We start from the raw sequence: 15146 nt of genomic DNA on the forward strand, positions 1-15146 counted from the left end.
TTGTTGAAGGTGAAAAAGATGGAAAGCCTGGCGAACCTGGAATCCTTCGTGCGCAGCGCCGAACTTGGCAGTTTCTCGGCTGCAGCGCGGCGTCTTGGCCTGACCCCGGCAGGAGTGAGCCGCAATGTCGCGGCGCTCGAATCCAACCTGGCGCTCCGACTGTTTCACCGCAGCACCCGTAGCCTGACGCTCACAGAAGCTGGCGAACGGTTCCTCATTTCGATCCGCGATCATCTTGAGAACCTCCAGGGTGCAATCGCTGAAGCTGCGCAGACAGACGGACAACCTGCCGGAACACTGAAGATCAGCATGGGTCCGACCTTCGGTATCGGCTATATTCTGCCGATGCTACCCGAGTTCAGGCAGCGATATCCTCTCATTCGGCCTGAATGGATGTTCGAGAACAGACAGGTCGACCTGATCGTCGAAGGATACGATGCTGCGATCGGTGGAGGCTTCGAACTTGCGCAGGGCGTGGTCGCCAGAACGCTTGCACCCGCCCATTTAATTGCGGTCGCCTCCCCCGCCTACCTCGAAGGCCGCTCGCGGGTCGCTGCTCCGAGTGACCTTGCTGACATGGACGGGATTGTCATGCGATCGCTGCGGACCGGCCGTGTGACGCAAAGGCAGATGCGCAACGCTGCGGGGGATGAGCAGGCAGTCTCCCTCAAGGAAACGATTGTCGTCAACGATCCAGCCGCCATGCGAGCGGCCGCGATCCTGGGGCTGGGGGTTACGCTGCTTGCGAAACCTGACGCCATGCCTCATCTGGAAAGTGGGGAACTCGTGCGGCTGTTGCCCACCTGGTGGGTAGATGCCGGGCCGATATCGATCTACTACGCCAACAAGACCCTGCTTCCGGCAAAGACGCGCGTGTTCATCGATTTCGTTGTGGAGTGGTTTCAGCGTGAGCGCTACCCGGAGCGGTTTGCCGGTAGTTTGGGATGAACGGGTTCTGTTGATCTGAACCGAACCATGACGCTGAAAATAACACGGGACGCGTCAAGCAATGGCGGAAACACCATCGGTTGAAAGCGGCCGTTATTCGTGGCTAATCTTAATGATTCCTCAACAACGGAAAAAGGAAAATGCTGAGCCGTCTCATCGGAATTCTCCAATGTCTACCGGTTTGTTGGAATACGAGCGGAGCTTCAACGATGGGATGAGCCGGCGCCCGTCCCCGCCGCGCCGGCATGGGTAAAGCGTTGGCTTTTCGTTCAAATCCTTCGGCTGATCATTTCCGCCATCATGACCGTCGTCACATTGGTCGGTGCGGAAACGATGTCAGGCATGATGGATGCGTCGATGACATGCAGGCCTTCCGTGCCCCGGACTGCGCCATTCCCGTCGACGACGGCGGTCGGATCTTCAGCACTTCCCATCGGCACGGAGGACGTTGGGTGGGAATAGCCGTCGACCTGTTCGATGATCGCCTTTTCGAGTGCAGCGTCGTCATCGACATCCGTGCCCGGGAACATCTCCATCTCGATCATGTCGCTGAACGGTGTCGTCCTGCCAATGCGGCGCGACAGCTTTACAGCTTCCATCATCCGTCGCAGGTCACTTCGATCCTGGAAGAAGTTGAAGCGGATGAGCGGCATGGCGCGCGGATCACGGCTGGCGAGGCGGATTGATCCGTTCGACTTAGGCAAGGTTACCGAGCAGGCAAGCACAATCGCGCCGCCCGTCGGGCTTTGCCCCGGATCGAATATATGCGTTCCCGAAACATGCAAATCGAGTTCATCCGGGCCAGCCTCACTGGAATTGGTCCAGACAATGGCGCCAGCTGCAGGCGTCATCGATCTCGCCTCGGGCTTCAAAGCGTAGACGTTGTAGTAGAAGGGATGCTCCTTCAGCCGCTCTCCGATCGGGGCGTCGACGACCACTGGAATGTCGAGCTCGGCCAGATGCGCGGCGGGTCCGATACCCGAGCGCATCAGGATGGCAGGACTTCCATAGGTCCCGGAGGACAGGATGATTTTTCCGCCTTCAATCGTCTCCCCGCCGATGAGATTGATGCCGATGGCGCGCCGCCCGCTGAAGACGATGGAATCGACTTCCGCGTGTCCCATCACGGTCAGGTTTGGCCTGCGCCGGACGTCGTCAATTAGGTAAGCCATGCCCGTGTTGATCCGGCGGCCCTCCACGACGTTCATGGGATAGGGCGAGACGCCATTTTGCTCAGCGCCATTGAAATCGCTGATACGGGCAAGGCCCGCAGCCTCGGCAGCCAGGACGAATGCCCGCATCGATGGCGTATTTTCCTCCATCGTTCTCTGCCGGATCGGAAAAGGGCCCGAGCGACCGTGCCAGGTATCTTCGCCTGTTGGCGTATTTTCCAGCGCCTTGAAGACCGGCAGGACGTCTTCAAAGGTCCAGCCCGTCACGCCGCGCGCGGTCCAACGTGCGAAGTCGGGGGCACGAGCGCGCATTGCGACAGCGGCGTTGACCGCCGAGCCACCACCGAGCACTTTGCCGCGCAATGCCCTGACATCATGCCCGGGACCAAGATGATCCTGGGTGCGGTAGCCCCAATCATGCGCCGCATCGCCGCCGACGCGGTCGGCGTTTGCGATGACATCGGGAAAGTCAGAAGACGCATAAGCTGGGCCGGCTTCAACCAGCAGGATTTGCCTGCTCGCATCTTCACTTAGTCGGTTCGCCAGGACTGCACCGGCAGAACCTCCCCCTACGATGATGACGTCGTATGTGGTCTGGGTTGGCATCTCAAATCTCCTGGATCAGTTGGTGTCCGACTTCGTCTCAACGGCGATTGAAGGCGGCAAGGAGGAACTGTGCTGCCCGGTCGAGCGCGGATCTGGCGCTTTCGATATGCGCAACATCGAGCTGGAAGACGTGATGCATCCCCTCCCAGACCTCGAGCTGCACGGGCGCGCCAGCCTGACCTGCCCGGTCGGCGAATTGCCTGGAGTCGTCGAGGAGACGTTCATCGGTGCCGACCTGGATCAGAAGAGGCGGCAGCTTATGCAGGTCACCCAGAAGAGGCGATGCCAGCGGATCGGAGGCGGAGAACGGGCCGAGATATTTCTGGGCACAGTCCTTGAGGTAATCGTAACCGATCAGCGGATCGACCACGGCCGCATCGGTCATCGAAGCCCCCGAAAAGGTCATGTCGACCCAAGGGGAAAAGACGACGCCGGCGACTGGCTTCACATCCAAGGTTCCATTGCTGAGCTGCGTCAACGTCGCGAGCGAAAGGCCACCGCCGGCTGAGTCCCCGACAATGGCAATCTGCTCGAAACCCTTGTCGACGAGCCACTGCCAGGCGGCGAGTACCGTGTTCGGCGCGGTCGGCAAGGAGGCTTCGGGCGCAAGGGGATATTCAAGGATGAATGCCGGAACCTGTGTACGTGCCACGATCTGGCTGACGAAGCCGCGATAGGCTTGTGCTGACCCGAGAACATATCCGCCACCGTGTATGTAAAGAATTGCCCGGGAACTGTTCGCCTGCTGGGGGCGAACCCACCAGCCCTTGACACCATCCTCATCGACAGCTTCGAGGGTCACATGATCGACAAGCGGGCTCGCCGAGATGAACGCGTCATAGGTGGTGCGCAGGTCGGTCGTGGCCGATGCCCAGAACTCCGCGAAACGTTGGCGAAGGGCATCTTCGCGAGTTCGCTCTTCGGCCGAGATCTTGATGACTTCGATCTTAGTCTGAGTGTGGTTTGTCTTCAGAACATCCAGCATCGTCTGTCTCCGTGTACCGCTCGTCCGGCGGCGCTCAAGGCTTGAGGATTTCGGGGGTTTGAGCCCCGGGGTGCAGTTTGAGATCGGAGGTGCCCTCAGGCGCCACCGTTTGTCTTCGTCGAAGGCGAGATTCAGGTGATCGGTCTTGCTGCAAGAAGCACGAAGTGCGCCGCTTCATTGGCCTCGATCAGGATTTCCGTCTCGGATCCTGCGGCAACCGTTGTCGCGGTTCCTGCATTGAGGTCACGGCTCTCGCCGCCCACCTGCAGCGACAGCGTGCCCGACACGGCGTAGATCCATGCCCCCGTGCCCTCCGGCAGCAGATGCGCAAACTTTCCTTCGGGATGCAGAAAGCCGTCCAGCAGCGTCATTTCTTCAGGCGTTCCATGAGGACCGGCGACGTCACCGCTGCGACCGAGAACGACACGGACACGGTACCCTGGCGTTTTGATTGTCGGCATATTTTGCGCTTCCACATGGAGCGCTCGTGCCGGTTCGTTCTTCATGCGCTCCGGCAGGTCGACGAAGATTTGCAGTGCGTGGGTTCTCCCACCTTTCTCAGGCTTTTCTTCATGGACCGCACCAGCTGCCGCAGCCAGCCAGTAAAGATCCCCCGGCTGCAGGGCGACGTTGTTCCCAAGCGTATCCCGGTTGAGGAACGCCCCTTGTGAATCTTCGAAGATTGCAGTGACAGCCGATATCCCCCTATGAAGATGCGGATCGAAGGTTGGCGCCGTCATCACGAAATGATCCACCATCAGAAGCGGATCCATCCGACCATCGAACATCTTTTCGGAGAAGTGGATCGCGACGAATCCGTTGCCTATCTCCTGTGGCACACCAGTGACGGTCGCCCCAATTCTCGCCGCACGACCCTCCGGGACCTCTATTTTTGCAGCAGGTTGCATCTTGCTCGCTCCATTGACAGGTATCTGCCAACAAAATCTGCGGCGAACCGCATTGGACGAGAAGTCGCTAATATCCCAACCTTGCGTTCAAGACACTGGACGATCTAAAGCAAGACCGATTTTGGAAATTCCGTCGCCAGGTGATCGAGAAAAGCGCGGACCGATGGAAGCAGGCCCTGGCGGTACGGGATAAGTGCCGTCAGCGTGGAATCGCCCGCAAGCCAATCCGGCAGGATGCGACGAAGGGCGCCAGATTGAACTGCCGCTCTGGCGATATAGCCCGGTAGCGCGACCACACCGATCCCTTTGATGGCCGCTTGCTGAAGCCCGACCATGTCGTCTCCAATCAGCCGGGGCGTCAGCGGCACCACGACTTCGTCCCTTGCCTGACGGACGTGACGTAGCCGCCAGACCGGCGAAAGGCCAGTCCTCATCATGAACAGCGACGGATGTGTCTGGAGATCCTGAGGGCTTTTTGGAGCGCCGTTTCTTTCAATGTAATCCAATCCTGCAAACAGATACCAGGGTGCAGGCGCAAGCGTCCGCTGCACAAGGTTCGAATCCGGCAAAGGATCCGAATGAGCCCGGACCGCAAGGTCGAAATTCTCACCGACGATATCGACCGTCCGGTCGGCGGCATGGGCGAAGACGTTTACCTTGGGATACTGCACCAGAAAATCGGCAATGATATCCGCCATGGCAAATTGCATCGTTGCGACACCCGCCGTGCAGCGCACGGTACCAGTCGGCTCGGTCAGACGGTGCCGGATTGTCGTCTCTGCCATCTCGGCTTCGCGCAGCATGGCGACCGCATGCCGATAAAAGTCGCTTCCAGCATCCGTCATGCCGAAGCGGCGGGAGGTTCGGTTGAGCAAGCGGACACCCAGCTCTTTTTCCAGTTCCTGCATCCGATGGCTCAGCGTCGACTTCGGCACACGAAGTGTTCGGCCTGCTGCCGTGAAGCCGCCGCGATCGACGATCTGCACGTAGTAGAAGAAGTCATTTAAATCGAGCATCAAACATCGTCCATTTGGTTGGACATTACGTTGCGATTTTGATGGCTTTTGGGCCGCACGTCCAGCGTCTACCTTCTGGTTGTCACAGAAAAACACGAGCACCGGCATCCTGCCGATTGCTTCACATCAAAGGACAATCTTATGACCAGCCGCACCTACGAACCCCTCACCGCCGAAAATGCTGCTGTTATCCTTGTCGATCATCAGGTCGGCCTGATGACTGGCGTGCGCGATTACTCCACGGGCGAACTCAAGCACAACGTCGTGGCACTTGCGAAGGCTGCCAGAGCCCTCAATATCCCGATCGTTGCTGTGACCACGGCCCGTGACAGCATGTGGGGTCCGACAATTCCGGAACTCGTCGAAGCGCTTTCCGGTATCGAAATCATCGACCGTTCCTCCGTCAACGCCTATGACGACGAGCGCGTCGCCAAGGCAATCGAAGCCACCGGCCGCAAGAAGCTGATTTTCGCTGGCATCTCTCTCGAAGTCTGTGCCGCGTTTCCGGCCATGACGGCAGTCGCCCGCGGTCTCGATGCTTATGTGGCGGTCGATGCGTCCGGCACGTTCAGCGAAACCAAGCGGCAGGCAGGGCTCCTGCGCATGCAGCAAGCAGGTGTCATCCTGTCTGATTATGCCACCTTGATGGTCGAAATCCTCAAGGACAACGGCCGCCCGGAGGCCGCAGCCGTCTACACTGCCCTCGATATGCCCTGGGCTAACCTCGTCGGCCAGGTCGCCAAAGCTTACGGCAAATAAATCAAGCCAGCCATGGCGAGTTCTTGTTTCTGAACATCACACGTCGCGACTGTTTGGAGCGGCCTCCCTGGCCGCTATCGGATCATTGAGCTGATCCGTGAAGGCGATGCTCTGCATGAAAAGGCGTCGTCTCTCTGGAATGCGGCGCAACAGGAGTTCGCGAAGCTCAACGGCGCAAAGGTCGCCACCCTCAGGAGGGAACTCAAGTCTATGGTTGTGGAGGACACCGTCGAGCGCCCAAGCCTGTGATATCATCCGGCGACGTCGCGCGGTTCATTGAACCGTATCGGGGAACTTCCCTTCCGTCGCCGAGCGACCGCTGCATGATCACCGAGTCGATCCATCTGCCGTGCTCCATCCGACCGAGCTTAGTGTTCTGATAAGCCGGTCCTGCCCCCGCGTGCAGCCGGCGGGACGCGAGATTTTCGCCGTCGCCAACGATCGCTACCATTTGGCGTAAATCGCCTCTCGCTTCGCATACCCTGATCAGTTTCGCCAGGAGTGCCTTCCCAGCCCCCTCCCTGTTACATCGGGGTCGATGTAGACGGAGTCCTCGACGGCGTATTGATAGGCGGGACGGCTTCTATAGGGACCGACGTCGGCATAGCCGAGTGTCCGCTCTTTAAAGCGGACTACAACATAGGGGAAGCCGGCCTCGTTGAGGCTCTCCCACCGCCGTCTCATCTCATCGACATCTGGCGCTTCGAGTCAAAGCTGGCATGGCCGTGAACGACCGCATGGCTATAGATTTTTGTGACGTCGGGGATGTCGCACTCCTCGCAGGGCGCGACGACCAGACCTTGTCGGAGAGTATGAAGGGATACCGGCGTCAATTTGAGGGCCTCGATGTCAAACCGCAGCAGGTCAGTTGTAGGGTTCGAAGCAGTCATAATTTCTCTGCTTCACGATCAGGCCGTTCTTGAACTCGAAGAACATCGCCGAGTGGCAAACCATCTCCTCGCCCGGCCGAAGCCGTCCTAAAGCAACGGCCAACGTGCCGGACCATCGCACTTCCAGAACGACGCGCTCGCCGAATTGAAATTTTGACAGGACCTCGTAACGCTGGGACTGGAGGATCGTCCGCGCCGCCTTCAATCCTGCTAGAAGCTGCTCTAAGTTCCGAGTCCCACCGTCCGGTTTCAGGGCATTGGGCAGTTCCGTCTGGACTACCGTTGGCGATAGCATGGTCGCAACCCGTTCTCCATCCATGGCTTCAACGGCTCTCAGATAGTTGAGTACGCGGTCAAGATTGCCCGTGCTGGTCATGGCGGCTGTATCTCCTCTTCTATGACAATGTTGCGAAGAATGCGCGGACGTCGTCCGCCACGGCGTGGGGAACCTCCCATTCGGGAAAGTGTCCGCCATGTTCGAGGATCGTGAACCTGCGGACAATGTACTGCCGCTCGCACCACGACCTTGGCGCTGGAACCGTGACGGCGTCCTTCAGAGGCATGAGAATTGCGGTCGGAACCTCCGCCCTGCCCTTCAGGCTGCTACTCGGCCCCTGTCGGTAGAGACGGGTGGCCGAAACGCCGGAGCCGGACAGCCAGTGGAGCGTCAGATTGTCGAGCAGCCTATCGCGCCCGAACACGACGTCCGGCTGCTGCTCACCGCAGTCGCCCCACCGCTGGAACTTCTCGACGAACCAGCTTGCGAGCGCTACCGGAGAGTCGGCAAGCGCGGGCACCAGCGTTTCCGGCCGCGTAGACTGAAGCACGGCATAGGCGGTTTCCCTCTTCACCCACGCCGCAACTTCGTTCTGATACTCGAGTTCCTCCAAAGAAAGGTCATCGGGCACGGGATCGGCGAACGGAGTAATTCCCGATCGGTGCAGACCAATGAGCCGGCCTGGAGACCGAAGCGCAATCTGCTGCAGAACAAGCGCGCCCTGGTCGGATCCGCGCGCGGCGAACCGCTCGTATCCCAGGACATCCGTCATCAGCCTTGTCATAGCCTTCTTGGCGCTGGCGTTGTTCCAGGCGCCGTTCCCACTGGTCGTCATCGTCGCCGGCCTGATCGGCTTCGTCGGCGGCAAGGCCGGCTGGAAGGCGTTTGCTCCCGGAGGCGGCCACGGCAAGGCGGGCGGCACGCACCTTGCCGACGCCGACAGCCTGCTCGGCGAAGGAATTCCCGACCATACCCGTCCGAACGCGCGCTGGCTCCTGAAGGTCGCCATCGTTGGCGCGGTCGCATGGTTCGGGCCCATCCTTCTGCTGTTTGCCTTCTTCGGCCAGCACAACGTCTTCTCGGACATCTCAGTCTTCTTCTCGAAGATGGCGATGGTAACCTTCGGCGGCGCCTAGGCCGTCCTGTCCTATGTGGCCCAGGAAGCGGTCAACCACTATGGCTGGCTGAGACCGGGCGAGATGCTGGATGGGCTCGGTCTGGCCGAAACGACGCCCGGCCCGCTCATTATGGTCACGCAGTTCGTCGGCTTCCTGGGCGCTTATCGGTCGCCGGGTGGGATGTCGCCTTTGCTCGCCGGCACGCTCGGCGGCCTTCTGACGACCTGGGTCACCTTTGTCCCCTGCTTCCTGTGGATCCTGCTCGGCGGACCGTTCATGGAGACGCTTCGTCGCAACAAGGCGCTGTCGTCAGCGCTATCGGCGATCACCGCCGCGGTTGTCGGCATCGTTCTCAACCTCGCCGTCTGGTTTGCTCTCCATGTGCTGTTCTCCGAGGTTCGCAAGGTGAACGGCCTCGGGATGTCGGTGGACGTTCCCGTTCTGAGCTCGGTCAACCTTCCCGCGCTGGCGCTGACGCTCGCAGCCGTCATCGCCGTCTTCCGGTTCAAAATCGGCATGCTGAAGGTCCTGGCAGCATGCGCCCTCGCCGGACTTGCCTACGGCCTGGCGTTCGGAGTTCATCCATGAGCAAAAACGTGAAGAAGGTCGCGATCGTCTGGCGCGGCGACCGCGAGACCAGAGGCGCCGCCACGAAGACCAACAGCCGCTACCACCGGATCTTCGAAGAGTTAGAGGCTGCCGGGTTCGCGCCGGAGCCGGCTGTGTTCGACGAGGCGTTCGCACACGAGGTTTTTCAGCAGCTCCTCGCTGTCGACGCCGTCCTCGTCTGGGTCAATCCCCTCGACGATGGAAAGACCAGGAACGTTCTCGATCCCCTGCTTCGGAAGGTGGCCGAGGCGGGCGTCTTCGTCAGCGCGCATCCGGACGTCATCCTCAAGATGGGCGTGAAGGAGGTGCTTTACGAAACGAGGCACCTTGGATGGGGCGTGGACACGTTGATCTACCGGTCGGCCGAGGAGTTTCGCGACGCGTTTCCGGCGAGACTGGCGACAGGCGGCCCGCGGGTTCTGAAGCGCAATCGTGGTAATGGCGGTCAGGGCGTCTGGAAGGTCGAGATCGATGATCGGCAGTCCGACGGCACTTTTGTCAGGGTCTTGGAGGCGAAGGCTTGGAGCATTCCCGAGACGGTCGAACTGGAAGCGTTCTTGTCGCGCTGCGAGGCATACTTCGAGGACGGCGGGAGCATCGTCGACCAGCCGTTCCAGGAGCGGCTGCCGGAAGGCATGATCCGCTGCTACATGTGCGGCGACAAGGTTGTCGGCTACGGCCACCAGTTGATCAAGGCACTGGTCACGCCGCCTCCCGGTTACGGGCCGGAGGCGCTGCAGCCCGGCCCGAGGATCATGCACCCTGCGTCGTCAGCGCCGTTCCAGCCGTTAAGGGCGAAAATGGAAAACGAATGGACGCCGCAGATGATGTCGGTGCTCGGTATAGACCGGCAGTCGCTTCCCATCATCTGGGACGCGGACTTCCTCTTCGGACCGCGTGACAGCTTTGATGGCGATACCTACGTGCTGTGCGAGATCAACGTCAGTTGCGTGTTCGCGATACCCGACGACGCGCCTGCCGGGATTGCTCAAGAGCTTGCCTTGCGGCTACGGTCATGTTCTTGATCGCCTTGAAAGGAATCGAACCCGCAACCCCAGTTCTCTGCCGAAAATATGCATAGAAAACAATGGCATCAGAATGTGATATCGATCAAGTCACTGCATGATCTATCCGCTTCCGCGCTCCGAGCATCACTTAAACGCAATACCTAGCGCGCCTAAAAACTCTCGCATGATGTCATTGACGTCACGCTGGCGCAAAACTCGCGCTTCTCTGATTTCCGAGTCCTCTGAGGCACCTTCAATTTCGAACTGCGCGACGGCAACGTTGCCCTCGCGACGGTAGCCATCGTCTGGCTGCGGGTCACAAAATCGGTTGAGCAATAGCGTGAGTGCACGTTCGATGACCTCCCGATCGTTGCCTTTCAGAGCCTCCTGGAATTTGGCAATTGCACCGGCGAGGCCGCCTTCCCCATGTTCGAGGCAGTAGACGAGATCGTGCGCATCTTTGCGCTCACGCCGGTGATCAAAGGCAAACGCCTTGAGGCATGTGAATGCCACGATATCAGCGTAAGGGATGGATTCCGTCGACCGGCCCTTTTCACCCAACAGGTCAGCGGTGACCTCCATTCGGTCGTGGTGCCGAAACACGAGCGACGCGTGAGGAATATTCACCGCAGAGACATTTCCTTCCGTCGGTAGTTCCTGCAATGCGCCGCCCCGGAGCTTCGGATCGTCTGCCAAGAACTCCAGAATGACGAGAATGCCATGCTCGGTCTTGGTCTGCCAACGCCAGTTGACTTTATTGCCCTTGTCATTTTGCGCACGCTCGAAACCCATTTTTTTGAGGTTCTGCTCGAGCGTCCGGTACGCCTCGGTGTCGGCGAGAATCGAAAGATCGACCACGACATCGATATCGCCGGTTCCTGCATGGGGCGGGACGTCGGGCGGCCGCTTGGTGACGATGTAGCGCGGTGCCAGACCACCGACCAGAAAGACGGAATCGCGCCAGGGGCCGAGGCTGCTGAAGAGCGTAACCAGGACACGCTCGCAGTCCCGGGTAACATCGGCACTGTATTCGGTCAGTATCTGAGGTTTTGTCATTCGGGTACCGCGAGTTTTGTCAGCCGAAGATGCTCGGCTAATTCCTTTGAGCGACCGCTGTCAAGCTGCAGAAGGTCAAGGTAAGTTTGAAGTGGGTCTGTGACCCAGACATGATCGAGCCGTTGGCGAAACAGAAAGTCGTGACGTGGATTTGAATCGATAATTCCCAGGTTCCAGCCCTCCTTAACAGCCTTTGCTCCGAGATTTAGGAGAAGGTTTTCGCTCCCGTGATCGATGCGGCAATGGATCTGGGATATTTTCGAAAGGTGCGGCGCATGGATCTGCCCAGCCATGAGCCCCGATATCTCATAACGAATGCCCGTCTCGTCGCAGATCCTGTCAATCTCATGGATTGCCTCATCGATGCTGGCCATCCGCATATAGTACGAGCGGAGCGACTTTGGCTTGAGCGAAGCTACATAGGAAGACCACTCGTCAAGCAGCGCGCGGGGATTGGCGAGCATCCTTTCCTTCGATGGACCAGCCCCCTTGGAGTCCACCCATTCGCGGCGCTCTAGTTCGATAAGAACCTGGGATGCAGTTGTCGGAGACACGGATGCTCGCTCGGCCAGTTCATGCACACCAAACCATTGGTCCTTGAACGTCCAAACCCCGTGGAGGGCTTGCGCTCGACTTCCGACGAACAGGCTGTTGAGCGATCGAGCCTGCCGCTTTAAGGCAGGCTTTTCGATGAGAACAAAAAGATTGTCGGCCGAAAGATAGAGACTGCCGCTACGATCGAAATAACCAATCTTCTCCTCGCGCAGAAGCGCTCTGGCACCAGGGGAAATGGAGTCGGCCATTAATAGCGGGAGAACTCTGGCATTGCCCGGCGGCATCGCTGCAATGTATCTTTTTAGCTGCCAGATTGCTTCCCTGACGTCTCTTGGAAAAGCAGATCTTTTGGCTTCGACAACAAGCTTGAACGGTGCGTCGGAAAATCGCGCGTCTAAAAGGAAATCTGCGTAAGATTTTCCGATCTTCGCCCCAAACCTTGGCTCGGACGTGATTTCCGCGCCTGCCTCCGTAAGGCTAGTCGCCAACTCGCTCAACATATCAAAAGCTATGGGCTCTTCCATCGATATTCCCTGCACAGCAAATATAGCCCTTATGCCGCATATTTGCCGAATTGTCGATATATACTGTACAGCAAACAAATAGATAACGTTGGGAGCTCTCCCGCCCCGACCGCTAGATAGGAAGTCGAAGGCCGAGAACTTCAGCGTGCTTTGACCGCAGGCGCCGCGTGACAGGCCGACTAAGAAATTTGGGCCAGGCGATTCGCGTTCGAGATTTGGGCGCTTAGCGAATTTCCAGCTTTTGATTTCCGCGTATCCCTGATGCTGGGCTATGACGTAGTTGTCTTCCCAGCGCGGGGGGACACAAAAACGGATCCGTTTTGGCAACCCATACTCGGTTCAGGGTAAGGGAATTACATTCGACAACCCGCAACTTCAAGAAGTAGATTTTGGCGCCACGGTTAGATAGCGTGTGGGCTCACGGTACAATGTGGTGCGAATGCAAGCCAATGAGTGAACTCCCGGAGATATCGACTTTCGACAGTTCAATTCGATTCTTGATTCCCGTGGCCGATGGCGAGCCCACGAAGGCAACACCGTTCCAAGGCTTCTCCGTGAGCCTATGCCATAACGCGCGGCTCATTCGCGCGGCGTCGTTCCTTCCGTCTTCCATCTATGATCTAACCGAGGATGGTCTGCGGACCTTCGCGCCCCGGCGAATCTGCGGGGTAAATCCGATCAACTGGTTTCCGATGTCTCCACGGGCGATCCGTTCCGCGCCGTTGCCCGCTTATCTACCTTTCAACATCCTTTTGGTTGGCGAGATGCACGCTGCCGCCGACTTTCGTACCTGGGTGCAATCCTGCGCCATCACTCCCCTCGTCGTCGCAGATAAAGAGGGTGATTTGGCCTTATCGGACCTCACGATCAATGCGTTACAAGCCTATTGCCTACGCGCCTGCGATCGCCTGCCGCAATCGATCGACCCGGACCACGTTCGTGACGCCAGAGAAGCGCTCCAAGGATGGTCGCCTCCTCCTTCACGTCGTCTCAAATATAACATCCGAGGGCATGCGACCGTCGTCCCCAACTTGATGGCCCTGTCGGCCTTTGGGTTTGCAGATATGGTGGAAGGCCCCTTTGACGACATAGGCAACGGGATTGACCCATATGTCGAGCAAGTCGTGGCAACTACGAACAGCATCTACGCGGAGCGAGAAAAATCCGATGCTGGAGGTGCTAGCGACGCCTATCGCAGCTTCCCCGACCTGAACCTGTTTGCGCCGGCAATGTTCTCCCACGTGGCGACGATGGCTCCTCCCGCTGACATGGTGGGGCCGGAAAAGCAGCGGTTCTTAACGGTTAGGAACGCCCTTGTACGCCAAACTGGCTACGGGTACACCGCGAAAACACCGCATCAGGCAGAGGCTCTGTTCGGTGCGTCGCTGGAGGAGATAAAAGCAGGGCGAGCCAAACCGTCACCCCACCCGCTCTCGCGACTTCGCCAACTGGAGCTCGCCCTCGCGACCGAGGCGATCGCCGCCCTTTCAGCCTCGGATCTCTCGGCAACCATTCGTCTTCCAAACGCCATCAACACGACATCGGGGGCGGTACGGCAGTTCGCAGCGCATTATCGTAGCGACGGGGACGGATCAAAAAAGCGGCTACGAGCCTTTCAGCAGCTACAGGCAGCACTCGCCTCGGCCTTCCCCGCACGCTTTCTGCCGCTCGTGAAATCATCAAAAGACGGAGTTCGCATTGTTGCCGACGCGCATGTGGAATGGCTCGATGTCGATGGCCTTCCGCTTTGCCTGAGGAAGAACGTCTCAAGAATTCCTGTCACACCCGGGAACCTGTTCATCGACCAGCTGGCGCCGCTTCCTCTGATCAGGCTAATCCCCGAAAGTTTCCGCCGGATCCTCGTCATCAGTGCACTGAAACGCGAAGACCCAATTCGGCCGATGTTCGAAATCGCCTTTGATGCCTTCGGCAAGCACTGGCACGAAACGCTTCAAGTCAATTTCGTGGAGGTCTCAAATGCCCACGAGCTCGTTTCCGCCCTGAATGAGTTCGAAGGCCCCCTAGTAATCTTTGATGGACATGGCAGTCATCCAAAGGACGGGGTTGGGGTGTTGCACCTCAAGGACCAGGAGATTGACGTCTGGCAATTGCGCGACCGCGTTCCGCAACCGCCGCCGATCGTCATTTTGAGCGCCTGTGATACCCACGCGGCCGATAGAAACCATGCGACGGTCGCAAACGGTTTCCTGGCTTTGGGATGCCGATCCGTCCTCAGCTCTGTCTTTCCCCTCGACGCACGCGCGGCCGCTGCATTCGCTGCGCGATTGGTCTTCCGGATTTCCGACTTCATCCCGGCCGCGGTGGAGACATTCGGCCGGGCGCTGACCTGGACCGAGATCGTCTCGGGCATGTTGAGAATGCAGGTCCTGACGGACTTTTTGCGATTGCTTCAGCACAGAGAAATAATCGACGAGGCGACCTACGTGGCGGTCCATCAGAAAGGCAATTTTTCCATCAATGGCGGATCAAGTCGCCCGTTCGAGGATGTGCTCGATCTGCTCGAAGAGGACGGCCGCAGGAGAGAGCTACTGAAAACTTGCCTCGACACGGCGATCGCTAATTCGAGCGCGCTCGCCTACCTGAATCTCGGGCGTCCCGAAACAATCTTGCTGGACACGATAGAGAGGATGGCGAGAGACGATGACCATATCGTGGAAAGCGTTGCGTGAGCGCGGCTGCCGGCCGGGTCTTCATC

The 15146-nt window shown here is 58.9% G+C and carries 13 protein-coding genes and 1 pseudogene; 5 read left to right on the forward strand and 9 right to left on the reverse strand.

Annotated elements, in window-relative coordinates; all coding sequences use genetic code 11:
- Positions 1-18 precede the first annotated feature (18 nt).
- Positions 19-948, forward strand: coding sequence for a LysR family transcriptional regulator (locus tag FHX06_RS27985; protein WP_183881628.1), 930 nt, complete (start codon positions 19-21; stop codon positions 946-948).
- Between the two features lie 269 nt (positions 949-1217).
- On the opposite strand, the gene FHX06_RS27990 is transcribed toward FHX06_RS27985, so the two are convergent.
- The 4 genes from FHX06_RS27990 to FHX06_RS28005 form a co-directional block, all read right to left on the reverse strand.
- Entirely contained in the window at positions 1218-2726 is a 1509-nt protein-coding gene (locus FHX06_RS27990; protein WP_183881630.1) for a GMC family oxidoreductase, read from the reverse strand.
- A gap of 37 nt (positions 2727-2763) precedes the next feature.
- Positions 2764-3711, reverse strand: a complete 948-nt coding sequence (locus FHX06_RS27995) for an alpha/beta hydrolase (protein ID WP_183881632.1) — start codon at positions 3709-3711, stop codon at positions 2764-2766.
- A gap of 131 nt (positions 3712-3842) precedes the next feature.
- Positions 3843-4619 (reverse strand): pirin family protein, encoded by a 777-nt coding sequence (locus tag FHX06_RS28000; protein ID WP_183881634.1) that lies wholly within the window; start codon positions 4617-4619, stop codon positions 3843-3845.
- A 104-nt stretch (positions 4620-4723) separates the two neighbouring features.
- Entirely contained in the window at positions 4724-5743 is a 1020-nt protein-coding gene (locus FHX06_RS28005) for a LysR substrate-binding domain-containing protein (RefSeq protein ID WP_246715659.1), read from the reverse strand.
- A gap of 33 nt (positions 5744-5776) precedes the next feature.
- On the opposite strand from FHX06_RS28005, the gene FHX06_RS28010 reads away from it, so the two are divergent.
- On the forward strand, positions 5777-6394 hold the full coding sequence (locus FHX06_RS28010) for an isochorismatase family protein (RefSeq protein ID WP_183881636.1): 618 nt from the start codon (positions 5777-5779) through the stop codon (positions 6392-6394).
- A gap of 486 nt (positions 6395-6880) precedes the next feature.
- On the opposite strand, the gene FHX06_RS35720 is transcribed toward FHX06_RS28010, so the two are convergent.
- The 3 genes from FHX06_RS35720 to FHX06_RS28025 all read right to left on the reverse strand — a co-directional run bounded on the left by FHX06_RS35720 (position 6881) and on the right by FHX06_RS28025 (position 8396).
- Positions 6881-7078, reverse strand: coding sequence for a GNAT family N-acetyltransferase (locus FHX06_RS35720; protein WP_246715660.1), 198 nt, complete (start codon positions 7076-7078; stop codon positions 6881-6883).
- Between the two features lie 180 nt (positions 7079-7258).
- Positions 7259-7660, reverse strand: coding sequence for a nuclear transport factor 2 family protein (locus FHX06_RS28020; protein ID WP_183881638.1), 402 nt, complete (start codon positions 7658-7660; stop codon positions 7259-7261).
- Between the two features lie 19 nt (positions 7661-7679).
- Positions 7680-8396, reverse strand: coding sequence for an alpha/beta fold hydrolase (locus FHX06_RS28025; protein WP_246715680.1), 717 nt, complete (start codon positions 8394-8396; stop codon positions 7680-7682).
- Here FHX06_RS28025 and FHX06_RS28030 point away from each other — a divergent pair.
- Together FHX06_RS28030 and FHX06_RS28035 are read left to right on the forward strand one after the other, a co-directional pair.
- Positions 8338-9267, forward strand: a pseudogene (locus FHX06_RS28030) (chromate transporter); the annotation flags it as partial. The gene FHX06_RS28025 and the pseudogene FHX06_RS28030 sit on opposite strands and share 59 nt — an antisense overlap.
- Positions 9264-10313, forward strand: coding sequence for a Cj0069 family protein (locus tag FHX06_RS28035; protein WP_183881642.1), 1050 nt, complete (start codon positions 9264-9266; stop codon positions 10311-10313). The pseudogene FHX06_RS28030 and the gene FHX06_RS28035, both read left to right, overlap by 4 nt.
- A gap of 126 nt (positions 10314-10439) precedes the next feature.
- Here FHX06_RS28035 and FHX06_RS28040 read toward each other — a convergent pair whose 3' ends face one another.
- A complete protein-coding gene (locus tag FHX06_RS28040) occupies positions 10440-11351 on the reverse strand; it encodes a GSU2403 family nucleotidyltransferase fold protein (protein ID WP_183881644.1) in 912 nt (303 codons plus the stop codon).
- Positions 11348-12430 carry a type IV toxin-antitoxin system AbiEi family antitoxin gene (locus FHX06_RS28045; RefSeq protein WP_183881646.1) on the reverse strand — a complete coding sequence of 361 codons (1083 nt, stop codon included), beginning with the start codon at positions 12428-12430 and terminating at the stop codon, positions 11348-11350. The genes FHX06_RS28040 and FHX06_RS28045 overlap by 4 nt, the downstream gene beginning before the upstream one ends.
- 449 nt (positions 12431-12879) lie before the next feature.
- On the opposite strand from FHX06_RS28045, the gene FHX06_RS28050 reads away from it, so the two are divergent.
- A complete protein-coding gene (locus FHX06_RS28050; protein ID WP_162709994.1) occupies positions 12880-15120 on the forward strand; it encodes a CHAT domain-containing protein in 2241 nt (746 codons plus the stop codon).
- Positions 15121-15146 lie beyond the last annotated feature (26 nt).

The organism is Rhizobium sp. BK512 (assembly GCF_014194915.1).
Classification (GTDB): Bacteria; Pseudomonadota; Alphaproteobacteria; order Rhizobiales; family Rhizobiaceae; genus Rhizobium.